Below are 21,676 nucleotides of genomic sequence, written 5' to 3' on the forward strand. Positions count from 1 at the left end.
CGTGCGTGGCGGAATCACCATTTTCGCGACGTCCATTTCTCAGGCCATCATGGTGCTGTGTGTTTGGTTCCCGACAGCTTGGCCAGTTGCTGACGCTCGTAGTCGGCATCGTCTGAGCCAAACACTTCGGTGTATGTGTCGAGGATCAGTTGCCCGCCATCCTGATGTCCCTGCCACTTGGCGATGAGCTTGCGGTCGATGCCTGCTTGCCAAAGCCGGCGGATGAGGCACTGACGCAAATTACGCTGGCTGAAGTGCGGCAGTTTGAGGCGACGACAGGCGTTGGTGAGGGCGCAATTCGCGTCTTTGATTTTAAACAGCCTCTGACGCGCAGAAACAGGGCTTCCTGCCTTCTGGAGGAGCTTATCCAGCAGCGGCTTCAGGTGTTCATAGATCGGCACGAAGAACTGAATGTCTGTCTTGTGCCGTCGGAAGGTCATCTGTCCCCGTTCAAAGTCGATGTCTCCCCAGCAAAGCGAAGATGCCTCGGCCTGCCCCACTCCTGCCAGACCGAGAAACTCCAGGAAGTCAGCACTGGTTTGCGCATGGATGGTGAAAGGTGCCGCTCTGACTTCCCGGATGATGGCTTCGAACTGCTCAATCGTCGGGATCTGCCTTTTGACAGGACTCGGCCTTTTGGATTTGGTTTTGACCAGATCGAAGGGTGAACTGGCAATCATGCGATCCTTCACTGCCAGCTCAAAGGCTTGCTTGAGAACCCCGGCATAGCGGTTGTAGCTGCTGTTGCTGACACGATTGCCCAAGATGGCCAGCCATTCTTCCAGATGGGAGGGTCGGACGTTGCGGACCTGGAACTTGCTGCCATACGGCCACCAGCCGAGGAAATCGTTTCTGACGCCTTCGATGATGTCGATGGAGCTGGCAGACTTCCCCGCATCCACCGCCAGCAGGCGTTTGAAGAGGTCTTCGAGCGTGGTCTTCTCCACCGAACTGTCCACCCTCCCCAATTCGTCGATCCAGGCCTTGAGACGACGTTCTGCAATCTTGCGGTCATTGGTCTTCAGCGACCGCTCCTTGCGTTTCCCCTGCACCCTTTTAACTCCCAGATATAAGCCGGAACGTGCGTTTCGATAGAGGCCGGGGATTCCCGGGACTTTGAGAAATTCAGGAGCTGGCGACGGCGATGCTTTGGAGTCGTGTAGCATGGGGGAGTTGACGGGCTCCCCTAGGAGTTGACAAAAGAGGCTTCAGGACGGCGGAAAACGGCAGAATTGGTCGTCAATCGTATCAAACCTAATCATGGAAAGCACTTCGCCTTGCACCGTCCGCTATACCAATCTTACCTTTTTGCGCCGTGGTAGCGGCCAGAACTGTTATAGTGCTAGAGTCTTCTGCCCGTTGGAGACCTTGACGTATTCCGGCGCTCTGGACGAGATGGGAGGGGGCGTCTGTTCTCACAGAAAGACGCGAGAACCCCAGCATTATTTCTGATATATTTATCAACATATAGCTTAAGATGTACGCGGCCTCAATGGTCACTTGCGCGAGGCTTGCTGAAGCGAATTGCAATGCACGCCTGCCAAGTATGCAACACATGCTGCCACTTCTTTGCTTGCAATACCATTTTTATAGCTCCATTTTATCGCAGGCACTTTAGATTCGGAATTCCGGGTTTTAAGACCTTGATTTCCAAAATTTCATGGATCGTACAACCATATTCTTGAGGGGTTTGGTCGCCTATCTTGTACAGAAAGGCGTCACTTCTACTCGTCCTAGGTCCCCAGAGGACCGGAAGCGTTTTCTTGCTCTTATTGCCAAGCTAGACGAGATCGTAGCGTCTGCTCCTCGACACAACCTTGAGGATTTCCGCGGCTTGGTCCGTTTGCGTAACGAACTTCTTCCGAGCAATACGGGTTCTTTGGACGGTATGGAGACAGCCTTACGCAACATGCAACTGAGCCTCACCGCCGCGCCTAATCCCTTTTACGAGGAGATATCTTTCGACATTCCGCAGGCTTTTGCCACTTCGTTGTTCGAACAGCTGGCCCCTGCGGATCGCAACATCGTGATTCAGGCGGGGGACGCCTATCGCGCAGCCGCCTGACGACCAATGTCCGCCGACCTGCTCGCCGAACTATCGCAAGCTTGGTATTCGCGTATCGAAGGCCTTGAAAAATCGGTCAATGGAGCGTTCGATGAGGTCGGATTCACGGACAACTACGTAGATCGGATGATCGACCACGCCAGGACCACACCCCGCCGATCTAAGGTCGTTAAGGATAATGTCTGGGGAATGGTTGAACTCGACCGCAGCGCGCAGCTTCTCCTCGACAGTCCTGTTGTCCAACGGCTTCGTCGTATTCGTCAATTGGGCCTCACCTACTTGACCTACCCTTCCGCAGAGCACTCCCGCTTTGTCCACAGTTTGGGCATGTATTCGGTGATCCATCAGTTGTTAGCCTCAATCCGCAAGAACCAGAAGGAGGCAGAAGCGAACGGCGGAAGGATGCACGGGTACCATTACTGGCCCCTAACCTCGGATCTTTCCACCGACTTGCTTCATGCAGCAATTCTTCATGATATTGGTCATATGCCGTTCTCGCACGCTACCGAGCGCGCAGTCACCACACATAGCACGCAGTTCAAGGTTGGTCCTGCCTCAATTGATGAGTTTATGATCGAAATTGAGGTGCGTTTCGGAAAAAATCCTAAGCTCGCCGAGGCGTTGTCACTCTTGGTGGTCCTCTCACCGCGCTTCCAGCGATTCTACAGCAAGGCGGTGCGGCCCGAGGGGCACTCAAATTTTATCTACCGCGTTGCCTCCCTAATTATTGGGCTGCCGCCTACTGTAGACGAACGAGGTGCCGCCGAATTGATTTCCGCCACCGCGATTGATGCTGACAAAATCGACTACATTAACCGCGACGCACAGGCGTGCGGCATCCCAGTCGGCATTGACTTTGCCCGCCTGTTCCTCCGGTCTGCCTTCCTCAGAGTCCCTCGCTCCAAGCTTGAGCGCTTAACTGGCCAGTCTGGCGGGCCGGAAGAGTCGATGATCCTAATCGTGAACGCATCGGGCGTCGACACGCTTGAGGAACTGGCCCATGCTCGCACAAGTCTCTACAACCGCGTCTATCTACACCAAGTGACACTCTGTGCTGAAGCCCTACTGGAGCGTGGACTCCACGGCCTTGGCACCAACGGTGAACGCCAGAGTAACGTCCTCCTCCTCTGGGCTGACAGCGACGATAGTCTACTTCAGGCAATGGTTCGAAGCAACAGCCCCGACGTCGCTCGATACGGAGAAAACCTCCGTATCCGTCAGCTGCCCAAGCGTGCGCTTGTCATTGGCAAGCGACTCGTAACAGCACGCGTCAATCTCAGCCATTTCCTTCAACATTCCCCAAGCCATACGTCCGCCAGCCTTGTAAAAGCTACAGTTGGGCACCTGCTTGAACGCTTGCGTGAGCCTTCTGATCTTGAAGAAAAAATCCTAGCGGAAGCAGCCTTACTTTCGGCCGCCGTCGCCAAGCATCGCCAGGATATTGTTCCCAAAAGTCCCGCCAATGCCCCGATGTTTCTGCCTATTCGGGGTATTCATGCACAGCGTAAGGACTGCCTCATCGTAGAAAACGGGGAACTAATGTTTTCCTCCGACCGCAATATTGCAGACGAGCAGAGCGACGCCTTGGAAATTTTCAAATCACAGGCCTATGTTGTCGGCCCGCCAGCATGGCGAGAATTTAATGCGCTTGCTGCCGCTAAGGTTCTGGCCCGCTTGGACGGCCCCATCAGCGACTACCAGTTTGATGCCTCGCTCGGAGATTCGAATCGGCCTATTCATTTCAAGTTCATTCCCGGTATGATGGTAGATCTCGACACGGCTGCTCGCCGCGCCGGAGTCAACATGGAGCGTCTTGAGAGTATCAGGCAGGCGGCCAACCATGCTGATTATTTCAATGACTGCCCGCGCCTCTTTCCTCATCCCTCCGACTGTCCTGAGGTTGAAGGAATTGCCGCGAAGCTCAAGGGGTTCAGCGGCGAAGGCTCTTGGCAGGTAACGCGGGAATCTGTGCACGCGTTTGTGACCCAGTTCCCTCCACGCCTGCGCAAGGAACTTCTCCCGGCTCTTAAGCGCATCCAAATTCTTGATCGCGCTCGGCTGGCCGAGGCAATGGACAAGAATCTTGACCGCCTTGCGGAACAGCATCCAAAAGCGGCCTTTGTCATCACTGGCTTCTCCCCAGACAGCGGAAGCCTGACGCGGATGCTCTTCGAACAAGAATTGAAATCCAAGGCTGACAAAAATGGCTGGACCATTTGCAAAAGTATTGAAGATGCGCTCGACGCCATGAAGTCCGAATCGCTACTGGTCCTCTGCGACGACAATATCGTCTCTGGCAGCCAAGCTTCCTGCCAACTCCGATCTTGGATGGGAGTTCCACGTGAAGAATGGCCTGCGGAAATGCGTTCCGAGCGCGGTATTTTCCAGCATGCTCTGCGCCCGCAGGACCAAATTGCCCTTCGCAAAATACCTTGGGCAGCCATCGTCGCTGTTGGCACACAGGAAGCCGAGGATCGGCTCAAAGAAGTGGCCGCTGAAATCAAGATTGGCAACTTCAAAGGACTATATTTCCACGAAGGCCTCGACTCCAATTGCCTTGAGGCGGACTGCGAGTTGTCTCATTATCTAGAGGAGGTCGGACGCAATGTGCTCAGTTGGACTCGTGCTAACGCGGTGGCCTTTGACAATCTGACTCCCGCCGATAAGGAAAGCTGTGCTCGCGACGCCCTTGGCTATGACGGCAAGCGCGGCTTGCTCGCTACTATTTTCAATATACCGGTTTCTACATGTACAGCCTTGTGGTGCCCAGGTATCCACCGCGGCCAGCCTTGGGTGCCACTCATGATCCGCCGAGGGTATCTGAACAAACTTGTAGTCGGTTAAGTCTAATCTTCAAAGGGACATCTTGTCAGGCTGCAAAAATTGCCACAATTCTGACCCGTTGGGCATCGCCAAAGCACTTCAATGGATTTGCGTAGCCCCAGGTTTCCCGTTCCCCAATAGGAGATCAGGTGCATAGCAGGAAGGCAAAAATTGGGTGCGCTTCGCGTTTCCTTGCGTGACCTAGCCACATCTAAATTCAAGGGCGTCTTCTAGCCTTATCAAAGGCTGTGCAGTATACAATACTCCTATCGGTTACCAGCCCCAACATGACCCATCTTTCCTTGGAAAGGGGGAGTCCTCGGGGGGAGTGGCGGATTTTGGGTGCTTTTTAGCGTGACTAACACCTTGAATTTCAAGGTGTTAAATGCTGTTACTCTAGCCCTTCAGGCCTTCCTGGCGGAGGAAGTTTTCGACCCAGGTGATGTCGTATTGGCCGTTTTGGAAGTCGCTGGTGGTGAGGACTTTGCTCTGGAGGGGGATGGTGGTTTTGATGCCTTCGACGACGAATTCACCCAGGGCGCGGCGCATGCGGCGGATGGCGATCTCGCGGGTGGCGCCGCTGACGATGAGCTTGGCGATCATTGAGTCATAATACGGCGGGACGTCGTAGCCGGAATAGACGTGGCTGTCCACACGGACGCCGCGGCCACCGGAGGTGTACCAGAGATTGATCTTGCCGGGGCTGGGGGCGAAGTTGCGGAAGGGGTCTTCGGCGTTGATGCGGCACTCGATGGAGTGACCACGGGGGACGGCGTTGACGACGTGCTCGCTGAGGGGGAGGCCAGCGGCGATGCGGATCTGCTCTTTGATGAGGTCGCAGCCATAGACTTCTTCGGTGATGGGGTGCTCCACCTGGATGCGGGTGTTCATCTCCATGAAGTAGAAGTCTTCACGGTTGTTATCGACGAGGAACTCGATGGTGCCGCAGTTTTCGTAGCCGATCTCTTTGCAGATGCGGATGGTGGCGTCGCCCATGCGCTTGCGGAGGTCTTCGGTCATCTTGGGGCTGGGGCACTCTTCGATGATCTTTTGGTTACGCCGCTGCATGGAGCAGTCGCGCTCGCCAAGGTGGACGACGTTGCCCTGGCTGTCGGCGACGATCTGGAATTCGATGTGGTGGGGCTTTTCGACGAGCTTTTCCATGTACATGGAGCCGTCGCCAAAGCATTTGAGGGCCTCAAGGGAGGCGGCCTGGAAGCTGGAGATGAGGGTGGCCTCGTTCAGCACGGGGCGCATGCCACGGCCACCGCCACCGGCACTGGCTTTGATGATGACGGGGTAGCCGATTTTGCGCGCCCACATGAGGGCTTCTTCTTCGTTATGGATGAGGCCGTCTGACCCGGGGGTGACGGGGACGCCGGCTTTGCGGGCAGTGGCGCGGGCGACGTTTTTGTCCCCCATCATGGAGATGACGCGGGAGCTGGGGCCGATGAATTTGATTTTGCACTGTTCGCAGACGTCGGCGAATTCGGCTTTTTCGGAAAGGAAGCCGTAGCCGGGGTGGATGGCGTCCACGTTGGCGATCTCTGCGGCGCTGATGATGCGGCTGATTTTCAGGTAGCTCTCGCTGCTGGGGCCGGGGCCGATGCAGATGGCTTCATCGGCGAGGTGGACATGCATGGAGTCCACATCGGCTTCGGAATATACGGCGACGGTTTTGACATCGAGCTCTTTACAAGCGCGGATGATGCGGACGGCGATCTCACCACGGTTGGCGACGAGGACTTTTCTGAACATGAGGGACGGGAGAGGAAGTGCGTGCGTGACTTGTGATTTTTTTGAGTCGGCACCTTCTTGATCTAGCGGACCCGGGAGGGGTGAGCCGTGCGATTCAAGAAGGTGTCGCGAGAAAATCCGGCCTAGGCCTTCAATTCGAACAGCGGCTGGCCGTATTGGACGGGCTTGCCGTCTTCGACGAGGATGCGGGCGATGGTGCCACGCACTTCGGCCTTGATCTCATTCATGACCTTCATGGCCTCGATGATGCAGACGTTGGAGTTTTCATCCACGGAGTCACCGATGTTGGCGAAGGGTTTTTCACCGGGGGCGGCGGAGCGGTAAAAGGTGCCGACCATGGGGCTGTTGATGGTGGGGCCTGCGGGCTCTGCGGCGGCAGCGGCTGGCGCGGAAGCGAGGGCGGCGGGGGCTGCCGCAGCGGGGGCGGCAGGGGCTGCAGCCACGGCGACCGGGGCGGCGGCGGAGGCCACGGGGAGATGCTTCAGGAGCTCTTTGGCTGCCTGGAAGTCAGATCCACGTCGCAGTTCGACCTTGGATCCTTGGTTTTCGAAATGAAAATAACTGAGATCGTTTTCGGCCATGAGGGCCACGATCTGCTTGATCTGCTTCAGGTCCAAAGCTGTGGCCTCCTTCTCGTTAGATTTTGTGTCGTCCATTCAGGGATGTAGGTGCGATTAGCGGAGTCGAGGTTAGCCCCTCTGACTGCCGTGGCAAGGATAAAGACAAGCGCTGTTGCGCTGAGCGCAATTTATGCCCGGCCGCGAGGGCCATTTTTTCCTGGAGCGCGTTTCACCGAGGCGCGTGGTGGCCTGCTGGGGCTGTCTCCACGGGTGGAGCGGGCCTTACCAGCACCGCCGCTGCTGCGGGGTTTGCGGTCGCCTTCTGGGCGTTTTCCCCGGGGACGGGGGGCCTCGTCATCGCCAAAAGAGGCGCGTCCACGAGGGGGACGGGAGCCACTGCGGGGGCGGTCTTCGCCTTCGGAATAGCCTCCACGCGGGCTTCGGGGGCGGTCTTCACGACCGAAAGGTTTTTGGCCGCGGGGAGCACCGAAAGGGCGATCTTCGCCTTCGGAGAAGCTGGAGCGGGGGCCACGAAGGCGATCTTCGCTGCCGAAAGTTCTTTTCGACCGGGGTGCGCCGAAGGGGCGGTCTTCACCGGCCTCAGAGGCGGCGCGGGGGCTACGGGTGCGGCCTTCGCTGCCGAAGGATTTTTTGCCACGCGGGCCGCTGCGGGGGCGGTCTTCGCTGCCGAAAGTTTTTTTGCCACGGGGCCCGCTACGGGGCTTGGCCGGGGCACGGCGCACAGGGCGGCCGGCTTCTTCGTCGCCTGCATCGGCCACGGCGGCTGTTTTGGCGATCTTGGCAGGGCGGCCGGTGACGCCGTCCTTGGAGAAGAAGCGATCCACTTCGACTTCGGTGAGCTGTTTCCAGCCGCCTTTTTGCAGACCTTTGAGTTCCAGCCAGCCGATGCGGGTGCGGGTGAGGCGCTCGACCTCAAAACCGAGCTGGTAGAACATGAGGCGGATCTGGCGCTTGAGGCCCTGTTTGAGGACGACGTGGGCGCGATACTCGGTGATCATCCAGGCGCGTTCGCACTTGGCGTGGCCTTCTTCGGTGAGCATGCCTTTGACCAGCTTGGCCATGGTGGCTTGGTCCATGGGCTGATCCACGATGACTTCGTATTCTTTTTCTGCCCCCATGCTGGGGTGGATGAGGCGGTGGGAAAGTTCCCCCCGGTTGGTCATCAAGAGCAGGCCTTCGCTGTCTTTGTCCAGACGACCCACGTGGTGGAGGGTCTGGAATTGCTTGGGCAGGAGCGAGTAGATCGTCATGCGATCCCGCTCATCGCTGCGGCTGCAAATGTAGCCGCGCGGTTTGTGCAGGGCGATCACCACGCCTGTCTCCGCTTTGACGGGCTTGCCGTCGGCGATGATTCGATCCTCATCCGAGACCTGGGTGGCCAGGTCTTTGATCACGTGCCCATTGATGGAGACGCGACCTTCTTGAATGAGTACTTCGCAACCACGGCGGGAGCCGAGGCCGCACAGGCTGAGATAACGGTTGAGGCGCACGGTGGGTGACTGCGGGGTTTAACCCGCGCAAACTATTCGGATTTGGTCTTGGGCAGACCGGTCGGGAGGCGACCGTCTTTCCACTGACCGCGGGCCTTCATGAGCTTGATACGCTCGCCACGCTTAAGGACGCTGCGCTTGGTACCAACGGAACCGGCGGTTTTGAGGCTGCGATGCTGAGACATGGTAAGAAAAAGAAGGTTCGGGGTTGAAAAAGGGTGGCGAGAATAGGCGAGTCTGCGGCTTGCGCAACTTGTTTGTTCATCGGCAGCGCTTCTGCGGTGGGGAATGTGAGGGTGGGGGCCGGAGGATTCGGGACTTGGCTAGGTCTGCTCATCCCCCCAGGCACGAACTTCCCTGCGGGGCCGTTGACCCCTTGACAGCCAAGCCGGGGCCGCCTGATTGAGCCATGTCTGACGCCAGCGCTACCCCCATGATGAAGCAGTACCTCGCCATTCGGCGGGAGCTTCCCGAGGATGTGCTGCTGTTCTTCCGCCTGGGGGATTTTTACGAGCTTTTTTTTGAAGATGCGAAGACGGCGGCCCCACTGCTGAATGTGTCTCTCACCAAGCGCAATGGGGTGCCCATGTGTGGGGTGCCGCACCATGCGTCCCAGGGCTACATTGCGAAGCTGATCAAGGCGGGCAAGCGCGTGGCCATCGCGGAACAGACGACGGACCCGGTGCCGGGAAAGATCGTGGAGCGGGCCGTCTCGCAGATCCTCAGCGCGGGGACGGTGCATGACCTGAACCTACTGGAATCGAATCGGTCGAACTACCTGGCCGCAGTCTTTCGCACGGCGAAAAAGCTCGGCCTGGCCTATGTGGACCTGACCACGGGGGAATTTGAGGTGGCGGAATTTAAAGAGGCGGTGGACCTGGTGGATGAGCTGGAGCGCATCCAGGCGAGTGAGCTGCTGCACAGTGAGGAGCAGCGGGACCTGTTGGTGGCGCTAGGCAGCCCGACCTGTGCCCTGGCGGTGGAGGGGTACCTCTTTTTAGAAGACCAGGCGGACCATGCGCTGACGCAGCATTTTAAGGTGAAGTCTCTGGATGGCTTTGGCTGTCAGGGGCTGACAGCGGCGCTGTGTGCGGCGGGCTGCATCCTACAATACTTGCAATTCCAACTGCGGCGAAATGTGGACCACATCCAGCGTCTGCGCGTGGCCCAGACGAGTGATTTTGTACTCATTGATGCGGCGAGCCAGAGCCACCTGGAGCTGGTGACGGCACGCGGAGGTGCCCAACATACTTTGCTGAGTGCGCTGGACCGCACCTGTACACCCATGGGTGGGCGCAAGCTGCGTCACTGGGTGCTGCACCCGTTGCGGGATCTGGTGCAACTGACGCAGCGGCAGGACATGGTGGCCACACTGCTGGCGGAGTCCTTGTTGTTAGGCCAGTTACGCACGTTACTCAAAGAGGTGCGGGATCTGGAGCGCACCAGCAGCCGCCTCAGTCAGGGCAGTGGCAATGGGCGTGATCTGCTGGCCATGGCCGCATCTCTGGAGGTGGTGCCTTCGCTAAAAATGGCGCTGGAGCAGGCGCACAGTGCGGACTTTGCCCGGCTGCTGGTGAGTCTGCATGATCTCTCCGCCCTGGCCACGCAGATCCAGCAGGCGCTGGTGGAGGAGCCGCCCATGCAGATCAAGGAAGGCGGCGTCTTCCGCCCCGGTTACCTGCCGGAGCTGGATGAGCTGCGCGATGCCTCCACGTTAGGCCGCCAGTGGATCGCCGATCTGCAAAATCGCGAGATCGAGCGCACGGGCATCAAGAGCCTGAAGATCAAATATAACGCTGTGTTTGGTTATTTCATCGAGATCACCAAAGCGAATGTAGGCAGCGTGCCGGCGGACTATCATCGCAAGCAAACGACGGTGAATAGCGAGCGCTACATCACGGATGAACTCAAGCGCATGGAGGATAAAATCCTGGGTGCAGAGGAACGCAGCAAGGCGCTGGAGTATGAGGAATTCATCGGCCTGCGCAGTCAGGTGCTGGCGCATTTGGCAGAGATCCAGGAAACGGCGGCTGTGCTGGCCGTGCTGGATGCGCTGTGCTCTCTGGCGGAGACGGCGCGGTTATTCAATTACACCCGTCCCATCCTCAATGACACGCGGCATCTTTTCATCCGCGATGGCCGCCACCCGGTGCTGGATCAGAACCTGACGAGTGGCGAACGCTTCGTGCCCAATGACGTGACGCTGGAGCCGGAGGAAAGCCGCCTCATCCTCATCACGGGCCCGAACATGGCGGGCAAAAGCACCTACCTGCGGCAGACGGCGCTGCTCACCCTCATGGCGCAGATCGGCAGTTACCTCCCGGCCACCAGTGCGGAGATCGGCCTGGTGGATCGCATCTTTACCCGCATCGGCGCTAGCGATGACCTCGCCCGAGGTCAGTCCACCTTCATGGTGGAGATGAATGAGACGGCCCTGATCCTGAACAACGCCACGGAGCGTAGCCTCGTCATCCTGGACGAGATCGGTCGTGGCACCAGCACCTTTGATGGGCTGAGCATCGCCTGGAGCGTGGCTGAGCACCTGCACGACCACATCGGTGCGCGCGCTTTGTTTGCCACCCACTACCATGAAATCACCGCCCTGGCCCAGAGCCGCAGCGCGGTGAAGAACTACAACGTGGCCGTGAAGGAGTGGAACCAGCAGATCATCTTCCTGCGCAAGATCCTGCCCGGCTGTGCGGAGAAAAGCTACGGCATCCAGGTGGCCCGCCTCGCCGGCCTGCCGGAAAATGTCATTCAACGCGCGAAGGAAGTGCTGGCGCAGTTGGAATCCGGCCATCAACCCGCCGAAAGCGTGACCGATGTGCCCATGCCGACGAGCGTGCCCGCGAAGGTAAAGAAACCGCGTCTAACGAATAATGCGGATGCCGGGCAGCTGGTGTTGTTTGGGTGAGGGCAACCTCCACAGATTGGTGAAAATTTTAACACCGCAGAGAAAACCTTTTTTAATTCTTCTCTGCGGTGTTCCTAACTCTGCGGTGTAAAGCTTTTCCCCTCCAGCGAGGATCCTTGAATCCCATCCGCGTCACTCTTCACTACCAAGCTGCCAGAAACTTTAATTGCACAATTGAGGCACCCCCTGAATTTTCACACCGCAGAGAAAACTCTTTGTGTAAACCGACGACCATAAGTGCACCCACGGAAGAATTTCTTCGAGAGCAAGTTGCCAGCGGCGAATTTGCTTCGGTGGATTCTACGATTGAAGCAGCGGTGCAGACCTTTTTTGGAAGGCGGGCCAGTCAGGCTTTGGAATCGCTGTTGGATGAGGCGCTCAACCATGAAGGACGGCGGGTGCCGATTCCCAAATTGCGACGCATGAAAAGGGTTTTATTCGTCCGACAAACCATGGAAGATGGAGGCGTGAGCGCGGCGGCCCTTCTTCAGTTGAAACAGCAACTCTCCCAGTTGAGTGAGAAAGAGCGTGTGGAGATGTCAGCCTTTTTGCATCGGATGAAACAAGAGACACCGGCTTGGCAAAAGGAAATGAGTCGGCGAATGGCGGAAATGGATGCAGGCAAAAAGATTCACCTACCGAAACCTTTGGCCAAACGTTGAGAGGGATGCCTCTTCACTTACTGGGCGGATGGTGCCGTGAATGAACTTCGAATCTTGGACATCGTGGAGCTTTAACTCGGCATTCACATTTCAATATTTGTTAGGCGCTTTGAGTCTGTATGAGCGTAGCGAAATGCCCCAAATGACGATGGACGAGCTGCCCAGTCGTAGGATGGGTTTTTCCGGCGCTCGAGATGTCACCGTCTGCACGCGTGCCACCGCCGGATAACCCGTCTGTCTGGGAAATGTGGCAGCGCCCAAGACGCCTACACCTTCAGAGAAAGGCGGGTAATCCGGCGATGAGGCAAGGAGAGCTAAGACCTCATTTTGCGCCGGACACACACCGCCCTACGAGCCAGAGACGACCTTTTACCAAGCTCGCAATGACACATGAATCCACCCATGACGATGGACGAGTCGCTTGGTCGTAGGAGGGGTTTGTCCAGCGCGAGAGATGGCGCCGTCTGCACGCGTGCCACCGCCGGATAACCCGTCTATCTGGGAAATGTGGCAGCGCCCAAGACGCCTACACCTTCAGAGACGGGCGGGTAATCCGGCGATGAGGAAAGGAGAGCTGCGACCTCATTTTGCGCCGGACACACACCGCCCTACGAGCCAGAGGCGACCGTTTTACCAGGCTCTGGATGGGGCGCGAATTCTCATTTGCTGATGGAAAGGACGTCGGACAGGATGACCGTATGACGATTCAGGTCCAGGTTATTTCTCCAGTTCAAATCCACTCTTCGCCAAGGTCTCTCCATTGATCTGAATCTCCATGGCGTGATGGCCAGCATGATGCAGGCGGGTGGTGAAATCCTGGATGGTTTGCTGGCGTGTCAGCGTGAGGGTTTCGCCGGGAGCCAGGGTGATCTCTTTCCATTTAAAGACTTTGGCGGAGGTGCTGCCGCTCTTTTTCACATAGTGCAGGGCGTAGTCCACCACGAGGCGCTGAGGAGTAGTAGCTTGAGATTCAAGGCACAGGCTAAGTCCGATCTTTTGACCTAACTGAATGTGTTTTGGACTGACGGTGAAGTGGTGAATTTTCACGTCGGGTTTGCCACTGGCACCGATGAGGCCGAGTGCCTGAGGATCGCCCTTTTTAATGAGGGTACGCAGGGCGTGGCGGGCGATCCAGGCGGTGTGCGGATTTTCCTGAATGGGCCAGGTGTGCAGCAGATCCAACACACGCGACGGATGGTCTTTGGTGATGTCGTTGAGATGATTCGCGACGGATTTGCGGACGTAAAGGCTAGGATCCGCCCGGAGGTTTTCCAAGATGGGGAGGACGGGGGTAGGATCGGCAATGAGGGCCTCAAGCCGGAAGGACCACGGCAGGCGCGGGCGGCAACCTTCGCTGGCGAGGCGCCGGACGTGATCATTTTCATCTCGCGACCACTTTTCCATGACGACCAAAGTGCGGGGGAGATCTCTCTGAAGGAAGTGGCGGATGGCAAACTCGGACGAACCAAAGGGGGTGAAAAACTTCAACGCGTCTAGAGAGAGATCAAAATGCGGCTGGCCATAAAGAGCGACGTAATCAGGCAGGATGAGACTGACGAAACTGTGCCCCAGACGAGGAGCGAGCTGGCGGAGAATCTCCAGCGTGCGAGGGTAGTCGCTAGGGAGGGTGGCATGGAGACTTTCCGTGGTGCGGCGGAGGCGCTGCATGAGGGAGAGAGAGTCGAGATCCACCAGCGCCAGCTTGAGGAACTTCTTAGCATCAAAGCCGGGATGAATGGCGCCGACTTCCTGGGCAATGTGACGGTAGCGGGCGGGATCAAACCAATCTTTGAGGGCAGGAGCGGGATCTGGCATAGGGCTGGGGGCGGGAGGAAGAATGGGGACGACGGCAGGTACAGGGAGCTGGTGACTGCGAGGGCCGAAGATGACGAAGGATAACATGTCTGCCCCAGACATTGCAGAGGGCACTGACAACGGTATGTCAGGAGAGTTTGTGGTGAGGAAATTTTTTTGTGAGATGACCTCTCTCCCCCCTTCCTCAGGCACATCGAAGTCAGTCCTTGCGTACCTTTTCGGCGATCTGAAAGATGGCCAGGATGATCTCCATGAAGACGCGGGCGGTGAGCACGTAGATGACAAAAGCTACCGGCCCAGTGACGAGCGTAAAAAGCCCGTAAAACAAACCGACACCAAAGCCGCTGAACATCCAACCTAAAGCTGCAAACGTGGCCGCGATGAGGCTGAGTGCGTAAAGCACGCGAATGAGGCGGGGTGTGACAAACTTCTGAAAGGAGAAGTCGAGAACGAGATCCAGGATAGCACGCACCTCAGACCACAGGGAGGTGGCTCCCGAAGATAACTTTTCTGGAGGGGGAGTGGTCATCAGCGGTATTAACGTGGCCCATAAGGCCATTTGCGCAAGAGAGTCTGTCCGATTGGCCAGCACAGCTAAAAGTTGCGAGTTTCCAGATTCTGCGCCCTCCTTACGCTGGTGGGCGTTTATTTTCCACTGCTCCGTGTCAGACACCGTTCCGGCTAAAAAGGCGGCCCGTAAAACCGCACCTGCAAAACGAAAACCTCTCCCCAGTGCCCCCAGCCTGGAGCGGCAGGATATGCACACCCTGGTGGCAGCGGTACTGGATGTGAAGGAGTTTGCCAAAAAGCTCAAGGGACTCGGCGGTAAAAAGGAAGTGGTGCTGGATCACGTCACCCCTGAGGCCCGGGCCTTTGCCGTGGCGCTCGTAATGGGGCATCTGGCGCAGACTCAGCCTGGACGTAAACTGTGGGTGCTCTGCCCAGATGTGCGCACCCAGGACCAGGTGCATGCAGAGCTGATGGTGTGGCAATGCCCTGCGCTGTATTTCCCCCGCCATAGCACGTCAGACCTGGAGGTGCTGCCTGACCCAGAAAGCCTAGCGGAACGAGTCTCAGTGCTCAGCCGCTGGCGCGAACTTGGGCCTGATTGCCCCCGCGCGCTGGTGATCTGCGCAGATAGTCTGGCGGAAAAGGTGCCTGCGGCCAAGGAGATCGAAAACCAGCGCCGCACCCTGGAAGTAGGCACAAAGCTGGACGTGGAAAAGTTCCTCGAAGACCTGGATGGCGCTGGCTATGAGCGCGTGCCGGTGGTGATGGAGCGCGGTCAGTTTGCCCGCCGGGGTGGCATCGTGGATTTCTTTTCCTGGCAGGCGGAGGAACCTCTGAGGCTGGAGTTTTTCGATGACGAGATCGAGTCCATCCGCGCCTTTGACATTCATCATCAGGCCTCCATCCGCCGGATGGAGCGCGCGGGCATCATCTTGCAGATCAGCGAAGCCGAGGCTGATGAAGGCAAGGTGGCGGACTACTTTCAGCCGCAGGATCTCGTGCTCGTCATCGGTCCGGATGCATCGCGGCCCTGCCAGGTGCGCATCGTGGAAGATGCTGCACCGGGAGAGATGGTGGAGGACTACGCCACGGCCATCCATGAAAATCCGTTGGGTGTCTTTGATGCGTCCGACTTTGTGCTGCATGAGGCGCGGCGAAAGCAGTTCCAAATGCAGGTGAAGGAATGGCAGGGCATGGGCTGGCGCACCGTCATTTTTTTCCACAATGAAGCAGAGCGTGAGCGCTTTGCAGAACTGGCCAGCACGCTCACGATAACGCCACCCGACAGTTTGTTAGGCCTGCTGTATCGCGGTTTTACCATTCCATCTGCTAAACTGGCCGTGCTGACCGGGGCGGAGATCTTTGGCCGCCACCAGCACACACGGCGGGTGCGGGGATCGAAACTGGATGATCCCGAAACGCTGAGGAAGGCGCGCGATGTGCTGCGAGAGCTAAAGGATGGGGATCTGGTGGTGCATGCGGACCACGGCATCGCCCGCTTTGCTGGCGTATCCACCCGCATCAGCCCAGGCGGCAGGCGGGAGGAGGTGCTGGTGCTGCACTATGCGGATGAGGCGAAGTTCTTCGTGCCCGTGGCGCAGGCACACATGGTGACGCGCTACGTGGGTGTGGGCGGCAAGTCCCCTGCCCTGAGCAAGCTGGGTGGGGCCTCTTGGCAAAAGACCCGCAAGAGCGCGGAGAAGAGCGTGGAAGAATTTGCCGCAAAGATGCTGACCATCAGTGCGGAGCGTCAATCAGTGACGGGTTTTGCTTACCCTCACGATACGAAGTGGCAGGTCGAGTTTGAAAACTCCTTCCTCTACCGCGAGACGCCGGACCAACTGCGCTGCGTGGAGGACATCAAGCAGGACATGGAATCGCCCAAAGCCATGGATCGCCTGCTGTGTGCAGACGTGGGTTTTGGCAAAACGGAGGTGGCCATTCGTGCAGCCTTTAAGGCGGTGATGAGTGGCAAACAAGTGGCCATCCTGGTGCCCACCACGGTCCTCGCCCGGCAGCATTGGGTGAACATCCGCGAGCGCATGAGCGAATTCCCCGTGACGGTGGAAATGCTGTGCCGACTGACGCCGAAAAAGAGTGAAAGGAAGATCATCCAAGGCGTGCGCGAGGGCAATGTGGACATCGTGGTGGGCACCCACCGGGTGATCTCTAAAGACGTTAAGTTTAAGGACCTGGGCCTCGTGGTCATCGATGAAGAGCAGCGATTCGGCGTGAAGCATAAGGAGCGCTTCAAAGAGCTGTTTCGTTTTGTGGATGTGCTCACGCTCAGCGCCACGCCCATCCCGCGCACGCTTTATCTGGCCCTCATGGGCATGCGGGACATGAGCACCATCGAGACGCCGCCGCCTAACAAACAAGCAGTCCAAACGCTTATCTGTCCGTATGACGAGCGTGTGATCAAACAAGCCGTGGACATGGAACTGGATCGGGGTGGGCAGATCTTTTTTCTGCACAATCGGGTCATGACCATCGAGAAAGTGGCTCAGCGCATCCGCGAGCTTTGTCCTCGGGCGAAGGTGATCATCGGCCATGGGCAGATGGATGAAGAACTGCTGGAGGATGTGATGCACACCTTTGTGGATGGGCGCGCGGATGTGCTGGTGTGTACCACCATCATCGAGAGCGGCGTGGACATCCCCAATGCAAACACCATCATCATTGACCGCGCGGATCGGTTTGGCTTGGCGGATCTCTATCAGCTCCGGGGTCGTGTGGGCCGTGGCGGCCAGCAGGCGCACGCTTACCTGCTGCTGCCGCGCGATGCCGTGACTGCGGGCGATGCCCGCAAGCGCGTGAATGCCATCAAGCAGTATGCGGGACTGGGCAGTGGTTTCAAGATCGCCCTGCGCGACCTGGAGATCCGTGGCGCTGGAAATTTGCTGGGCACGGAGCAGAGCGGCCACATCGCTGCGGTGGGTTTTGACATGTACTGCCAGATGCTGAAGCAGGCGGTGAACAAGATGCAGGGGCGCCGCGTGGCACGCCCGATCGAGGTGGCGCTGCGGGCTGATTTCCTGGTCCAAACGGAGGCCCTCATGGTGCAGGCTGCGCCTGGAGCCACCCCTGCGTTTTTGCCCAGCACCTTCATGGAAGACACCCGGCTGCGCATCACGGCCTACCGTCAACTGGGCGAGGTGATGACGCGCAGGGAATTGGACGAGCTGGAAAGCCAGTGGCGCGACCAGTTCGGCGACAAGCTGCCCCACGCCGTGCAGAACCTCATCACCTGCGCCTCCATCCGCCTAGCCGCCGCCCATGCCGGCATCACCGATGTGGAGATCAAAGAGCGTAAACTGATGCTAACGCGGAATGGCCAAATGGTGATGGTGCACGGTAAATTTCCTCGCCTGAACGAACGACAAGGCCACAAGCAATTAACGGAAGCCTTGATGATGCTGCGGAGTTTGTGATCTACATCATCGCATGGCAGCAACTGGGCACAGCATCACTGCCGAAGTCCAGGGTGCCGCGCAGACGCCAGGCCATGACCACGGCGGCAATGAGGGCGAGGCCCCGCTGCACCCGGCGCAGGGTGACGGGCTGGAGGCGACCACCTAACCAATGAAGTTGCGTTTGGGCCAGCCAGAGCAGCGGTAGCGTGCCGAGGCCAAAAGCGATGGCAAACTCCGCCCCTTTAAAGGAGCTCCCATTGGCCATGGCTAGAGCGAACATGACATACAAAGGTCCACACGGAAGCAAGGGAGTGGCCAGGCCTAACAAACTGGCCCGCCACCCACTTTTCATCCGGAAAGCGGCTGTCTGAATGTGCCGCAAGCCCCGGCTGAGGACTTGCGGCTTGGGCAGGTATCTGTCCAAACCCATGCCAACCAGGGCAAAGGCGATGACCATGAGCCAGGGCAAGACGATGCCTGCCCCGTGCTGGAACCAGCTCAGCGGGATGAACCCGGCAGCACCTGCGATGGCCCCAACCAGGCCGTAAGACAGCAGACGCCCCCCGTGATAGAGGGCGGTGTTTCGCAGGAAACCTGCCGCACCCGGCTTGGACGAAACAGCCCAGGAGCAGGACAGCGGACCACACATGCCCACGCAGTGGACACTGGTGACGAGCCCGGCTAAAAAGGCGGCGGCGCTGGTATCAATGACAGGCATTGGGAGGGCGGGAATCAGCGGGCCAGTTGCAAGACACGCTCCACTTCCTGCGGGCGGTTTTGGATGGCGAAAATGATGAAGGCCAGCCAGCCTGTCACAAAGGTGATGAAGGCTAGCACGGGCAGTAGCCAGGGCTTATTGAATAAAATCTTTCGGATTGAGAGGGGCATCGGATTGGAGGTGTGAATCGGGACCCAGGAATTCCATGACACGCGTGGTCACGGTATCTCCACGGTTGATATCGGTGACTTGGACCTGAAGCTTGAAGGGCTGGGTAAAACTGGCTTCAGGCAGGGACAAAACGAGGGTCTTTTGCTCTTCGCCCAGGGGCCCTAGCGACAGCGTTTCCGTGAGGCCAATGGTGGCGAGTTGCGCAGGCAGTGAGCCGACCAATTTGAGTTGGTAAGAGGCTGGGCTGTTACGTTTGTTAATCACCCGCACCAGGAACTGATTACGCAGCGTGCCATTGGCTACATAGAACGGTGCACCCACCATGCGTACAGCGCTGGCGCGCAGGGGTGAAAGTTGCAGGGCAGATAAAGTGAACGCTCCCACGCCGAGAAAAAGCAGGCCCGTGTAGAGCAGGATGCGAGGCCGCAGCCACTTTGTTTGACCGCCCTGCAGGCCAGCATGGGAATCGTATCGCACGAGTCCCGTCGGGCGCTTGAGCTTCAGCATGATGTCATCGCACGCATCCACACACGCCGCACAGCCGATGCAGTCCAGTTGCAGACCATTGCGGATGTCAATGCCCGTGGGGCACACCTGCACGCAGCGGCGGCAGTCCAGGCAGGCTCCGGCAGTGCTGCCCGCTTTTCCACGTGGCTCACCGCGCTTTCTGTCATAGCCGATGACCACACTGTGATCATCTGTGAGCGCGGATTGAAGACGGCCATAGGGGCAAAGGATGACACAAAATTGCTCACGGAACCAACTGAAGGCGAAGTACAAAGATCCTGTTAGGAAAGCCATGACCGCAAACACGGTGAGGTGCTGGGTGGGAGAACCCTGCATCATTTGATAGAGCTTTTTCAGAGAAACAAAGTAGCTCAAAAAGATGTGTGCGATGATGGCGGAGATGAGCAGGTAAATACCATGTTTCACCACCCGGCGCGTGACTTTACCCATGGACCAGGCAGCCTCGTCCAACCTGCGGCGGGCCGTGGCATCGCCATCTACCCATCTCTCGATCCGGCGATAGACATGCTCCAAAAATACGGTGTAAGGGCAGGTCCACCCGCACCAGATGCGCCCAAAAAGTGCCGTGATGTAAAACAGCGAGAAGGCCAGGCCCGTGATGAGGAAAAAGCCCACCCACAGATCCTGCGTGGCTAGGGTGAGACCCAGGAAATGAAAGCGGCGTTCCTGCACGTCTAAAAACACAGCCGGGTAACCATTGATGGGAATCCACGGCAACGCGATGTAAATGACCAAAAGGAGCAAAGCGGACCAACGCCGCCAAGCCGTGAAACGACCCTGCACATCTGCCGGATGAATCGTGCGGTGCGATCCATCTTCATGAATGGATGACAACGATTCCAAAGAGGGGGATTTCATGTGTGGCCTCACCCTCGGTGAAGCCACCTTTTTTGCTCCGCGCACCTTGCGGATGGAAGGGCGGATCTTGTGAGGACTCTTCGGTTTTTGCCAGCGCCCATCACGCTCTCCAGGCCAAAACCGTTTTAGAATAGCGCTTCAAAACTAATGTCTTTGAGCTCCAAAGTTGGGGTGACGTTTCTCGTGACGGAGGCAGAGAATCTTGATTCGGTCTTTCCTGATTTCGTAAAGGAGATCGTAAGGAAATCTTTTCAATTTAAACCGACGAACACTTTTAGATGTCAGCCAAAAACCACATCTTTCTGGATGTGCCTCGACCTGCTTGAGACCTTCCAGAACTTTGGTGAAAAAATCGCTTCCTAGACCTTCACTTTGTTTCTCATACCATCCCACAGCCTCGTTCACTTCACCCTGAACACGGGTGTGGAAGGTCAGTCTCATTGACGCGTGCGATGGATGTCAATTCCTGCGAGAAACTCTTCATGAGAGAGCTCGGTGGAGGAATCCGTCTCCATTTCAGCAGCCCGCCATTCGGCCTCCTCTAACCATGCATGATCCACCGTCTTTTGCCAATCTTCGGGCACACTCGCATAGAGTCGATCTGCTATGGCCACCCGTTCGGCAATCGGCAGGGCAAACAGTGTCTCGGTTAATGTAGCCATACTCATGATGAATCAATCATCACCGATAATCCTCAAAAATCCACTCTCAATTTAGTCAACCTCTCCCAAAAGTTCCCCCTATAACTCAAGCCTCTTCACGGATTAGCCACCTTCAATGGCGAGTCGGTGGCCAGCGTTACAGGCTCGCCTTTTTGATGTTTGCTGAGGACAAAGGCGACGACTTCGACCACGCGCTGGAGGCCTAGCTGGGGTTCCCAGGGGGGCATGCCTTTGGTGACATCGGGCGCTCCTTTGCGGACGATGGTGAGGAGCTGCGTGGGGGTGCCGCCGTGCTTCCATTCTTGGTCATTGAGGGGCAGTCCTGGCAACTTCGCCCCAGCGATATGGGCACTCAGATCGGCCGCGTGGCAGGCCACGCAGGTGGTGCTGTAGGTGGCGGCCCCGGCGGCGATGATCTTCTCATCCTTCGACATTTCCCAGAGCTTGTCATCGTCTATCAGCTCCAGTTCCTTCTTCTGGTAGTCGGCGATTTTGGCCATGGCCGTCTCGATGTTTTTTTCATCGGACATGCCCAGTCCAAACTGGTAATAACCCACCCAGGCGATGACAAAAAAGACCATGGTGATGTACCAACTGAACAACCACCAGTTAGGCAGTTTTTGGTCATACTCCTGGATGCCATCGTATTCATGAGGACGGAGGATAGGGCCTTGATGAGAGGGGTCTGGGGGCATGGCGAGGAAAGAT

At 57.7% G+C, this 21,676-nt stretch carries 18 protein-coding genes; 6 read left to right on the forward strand and 12 right to left on the reverse strand.

Annotated features, from left to right (window positions below):
- Positions 1 to 47: 47 nt before the first annotated feature.
- On the reverse strand, positions 48 to 1,166 hold the full coding sequence (locus HNQ64_RS01980; protein WP_184204692.1) for a tyrosine-type recombinase/integrase: 1,119 nt from the start codon (positions 1,164 to 1,166) through the stop codon (positions 48 to 50).
- A gap of 722 nt (positions 1,167 to 1,888) precedes the next feature.
- Between HNQ64_RS01980 and HNQ64_RS01985 the strand changes: the two genes are divergently transcribed.
- Positions 1,889 to 2,065: a hypothetical protein gene (locus HNQ64_RS01985; RefSeq protein WP_184204694.1), complete on the forward strand. Its 177-nt coding sequence runs from the start codon at positions 1,889 to 1,891 to the stop codon at positions 2,063 to 2,065.
- Positions 2,066 to 2,071: 6 nt separating this feature from the next.
- The gene (locus tag HNQ64_RS01990; protein ID WP_184204696.1) at positions 2,072 to 4,909 is read left to right on the forward strand and encodes a phosphoribosyltransferase-like protein; all 2,838 of its coding nucleotides are present in this window, start codon (positions 2,072 to 2,074) and stop codon (positions 4,907 to 4,909) included.
- Positions 4,910 to 5,284: 375 nt separating this feature from the next.
- Here the strand turns inward: HNQ64_RS01990 and accC are convergent, their stop codons facing one another.
- The 4 genes from accC to HNQ64_RS02010 all read right to left on the reverse strand — a co-directional run bounded on the left by accC (position 5,285) and on the right by HNQ64_RS02010 (position 8,902).
- A complete protein-coding gene (gene accC, locus HNQ64_RS01995) occupies positions 5,285 to 6,646 on the reverse strand; it encodes an acetyl-CoA carboxylase biotin carboxylase subunit (protein ID WP_184204698.1) in 1,362 nt (453 codons plus the stop codon).
- Between the two features lie 122 nt (positions 6,647 to 6,768).
- Entirely contained in the window at positions 6,769 to 7,302 is a 534-nt protein-coding gene (accB, locus tag HNQ64_RS02000) for an acetyl-CoA carboxylase biotin carboxyl carrier protein (RefSeq protein ID WP_221305310.1), read from the reverse strand.
- A 92-nt stretch (positions 7,303 to 7,394) separates the two neighbouring features.
- Positions 7,395 to 8,717, reverse strand: a complete 1,323-nt coding sequence (locus tag HNQ64_RS02005; protein WP_184204700.1) for a pseudouridine synthase — start codon at positions 8,715 to 8,717, stop codon at positions 7,395 to 7,397.
- Positions 8,718 to 8,749: 32 nt separating this feature from the next.
- Positions 8,750 to 8,902, reverse strand: coding sequence for a small basic protein (locus HNQ64_RS02010; RefSeq protein ID WP_184204702.1), 153 nt, complete (start codon positions 8,900 to 8,902; stop codon positions 8,750 to 8,752).
- A gap of 224 nt (positions 8,903 to 9,126) precedes the next feature.
- Here HNQ64_RS02010 and mutS point away from each other — a divergent pair, with 224 nt between their 5' ends.
- The 3 genes from mutS to HNQ64_RS02025 all read left to right on the forward strand — a co-directional run bounded on the left by mutS (position 9,127) and on the right by HNQ64_RS02025 (position 12,522).
- Positions 9,127 to 11,631 (forward strand): DNA mismatch repair protein MutS, encoded by a 2,505-nt coding sequence (mutS, locus tag HNQ64_RS02015; RefSeq protein ID WP_246430913.1) that lies wholly within the window; start codon positions 9,127 to 9,129, stop codon positions 11,629 to 11,631.
- 116 nt (positions 11,632 to 11,747) lie between these two features.
- Positions 11,748 to 12,293, forward strand: coding sequence for a hypothetical protein (locus tag HNQ64_RS23775; protein WP_221305311.1), 546 nt, complete (start codon positions 11,748 to 11,750; stop codon positions 12,291 to 12,293).
- 40 nt (positions 12,294 to 12,333) lie between these two features.
- On the forward strand, positions 12,334 to 12,522 hold the full coding sequence (locus HNQ64_RS02025; RefSeq protein WP_184204703.1) for a hypothetical protein: 189 nt from the start codon (positions 12,334 to 12,336) through the stop codon (positions 12,520 to 12,522).
- 488 nt (positions 12,523 to 13,010) lie between these two features.
- On the opposite strand, the gene HNQ64_RS02030 is transcribed toward HNQ64_RS02025, so the two are convergent.
- Both HNQ64_RS02030 and HNQ64_RS02035 read right to left on the reverse strand, forming a co-directional pair.
- Positions 13,011 to 14,108, reverse strand: coding sequence for a DNA alkylation repair protein (locus HNQ64_RS02030; protein ID WP_184206114.1), 1,098 nt, complete (start codon positions 14,106 to 14,108; stop codon positions 13,011 to 13,013).
- 199 nt (positions 14,109 to 14,307) lie between these two features.
- Positions 14,308 to 14,637, reverse strand: a complete 330-nt coding sequence (locus tag HNQ64_RS02035) for a DUF4282 domain-containing protein (protein ID WP_184204705.1) — start codon at positions 14,635 to 14,637, stop codon at positions 14,308 to 14,310.
- A 133-nt stretch (positions 14,638 to 14,770) separates the two neighbouring features.
- Between HNQ64_RS02035 and mfd the strand changes: the two genes are divergently transcribed.
- Positions 14,771 to 18,049, forward strand: a complete 3,279-nt coding sequence (gene mfd / locus HNQ64_RS02040) for a transcription-repair coupling factor (protein ID WP_343075871.1) — start codon at positions 14,771 to 14,773, stop codon at positions 18,047 to 18,049.
- Between the two features lies 1 nt (position 18,050).
- On the opposite strand, the gene HNQ64_RS02045 is transcribed toward mfd, so the two are convergent.
- The 5 genes from HNQ64_RS02045 to HNQ64_RS02070 form a co-directional block, all read right to left on the reverse strand.
- Entirely contained in the window at positions 18,051 to 18,749 is a 699-nt protein-coding gene (locus tag HNQ64_RS02045) for a sulfite exporter TauE/SafE family protein (protein WP_184204707.1), read from the reverse strand.
- 14 nt (positions 18,750 to 18,763) lie between these two features.
- On the reverse strand, positions 18,764 to 18,919 hold the full coding sequence (locus HNQ64_RS02050; RefSeq protein WP_184204709.1) for a hypothetical protein: 156 nt from the start codon (positions 18,917 to 18,919) through the stop codon (positions 18,764 to 18,766).
- Complete coding sequence (gene ccoG, locus HNQ64_RS02055) at positions 18,885 to 20,306, reverse strand: cytochrome c oxidase accessory protein CcoG (protein ID WP_184204711.1); 1,422 nt, start codon at positions 20,304 to 20,306, stop codon at positions 18,885 to 18,887. Before ccoG ends, HNQ64_RS02050 begins: the two co-directional genes overlap by 35 nt.
- A 437-nt stretch (positions 20,307 to 20,743) precedes the next feature.
- Positions 20,744 to 20,968 carry an addiction module protein gene (locus HNQ64_RS02065; protein WP_184204715.1) on the reverse strand — a complete coding sequence of 75 codons (225 nt, stop codon included), beginning with the start codon at positions 20,966 to 20,968 and terminating at the stop codon, positions 20,744 to 20,746.
- Positions 20,969 to 21,063: 95 nt separating this feature from the next.
- Entirely contained in the window at positions 21,064 to 21,663 is a 600-nt protein-coding gene (locus tag HNQ64_RS02070) for a cbb3-type cytochrome c oxidase N-terminal domain-containing protein (RefSeq protein WP_184204717.1), read from the reverse strand.
- Positions 21,664 to 21,676: the final 13 nt, after the last annotated feature.

The organism is Prosthecobacter dejongeii, from assembly GCF_014203045.1.
Classification (GTDB): Bacteria; Verrucomicrobiota; Verrucomicrobiia; order Verrucomicrobiales; family Verrucomicrobiaceae; genus Prosthecobacter; species Prosthecobacter dejongeii.

Coding starts and splice junctions, on each gene's coding strand:
- HNQ64_RS02025 (WP_184204703.1), top strand. CDS start 12,334: ATGAACTTCGAATCTTGGACATCGTGGAGCTTTAACTCGGCATTCACA.
- ccoG (WP_184204711.1), bottom strand. CDS start 20,306: ATGAAATCCCCCTCTTTGGAATCGTTGTCATCCATTCATGAAGATGGA.
- HNQ64_RS02065 (WP_184204715.1), bottom strand. CDS start 20,968: ATGGCTACATTAACCGAGACACTGTTTGCCCTGCCGATTGCCGAACGG.
- HNQ64_RS02035 (WP_184204705.1), bottom strand. CDS start 14,637: ATGACCACTCCCCCTCCAGAAAAGTTATCTTCGGGAGCCACCTCCCTG.
- HNQ64_RS02045 (WP_184204707.1), bottom strand. CDS start 18,749: ATGCCTGTCATTGATACCAGCGCCGCCGCCTTTTTAGCCGGGCTCGTC.
- HNQ64_RS02010 (WP_184204702.1), bottom strand. CDS start 8,902: ATGTCTCAGCATCGCAGCCTCAAAACCGCCGGTTCCGTTGGTACCAAG.
- HNQ64_RS01985 (WP_184204694.1), top strand. CDS start 1,889: ATGGAGACAGCCTTACGCAACATGCAACTGAGCCTCACCGCCGCGCCT.
- HNQ64_RS02050 (WP_184204709.1), bottom strand. CDS start 18,919: ATGCCCCTCTCAATCCGAAAGATTTTATTCAATAAGCCCTGGCTACTG.
- accC (WP_184204698.1), bottom strand. CDS start 6,646: ATGTTCAGAAAAGTCCTCGTCGCCAACCGTGGTGAGATCGCCGTCCGC.
- HNQ64_RS01980 (WP_184204692.1), bottom strand. CDS start 1,166: ATGCTACACGACTCCAAAGCATCGCCGTCGCCAGCTCCTGAATTTCTC.
- HNQ64_RS02070 (WP_184204717.1), bottom strand. CDS start 21,663: ATGCCCCCAGACCCCTCTCATCAAGGCCCTATCCTCCGTCCTCATGAA.
- HNQ64_RS02030 (WP_184206114.1), bottom strand. CDS start 14,108: ATGCCAGATCCCGCTCCTGCCCTCAAAGATTGGTTTGATCCCGCCCGC.
- HNQ64_RS01990 (WP_184204696.1), top strand. CDS start 2,072: ATGTCCGCCGACCTGCTCGCCGAACTATCGCAAGCTTGGTATTCGCGT.
- mutS (WP_246430913.1), top strand. CDS start 9,127: ATGTCTGACGCCAGCGCTACCCCCATGATGAAGCAGTACCTCGCCATT.
- accB (WP_221305310.1), bottom strand. CDS start 7,302: ATGGACGACACAAAATCTAACGAGAAGGAGGCCACAGCTTTGGACCTG.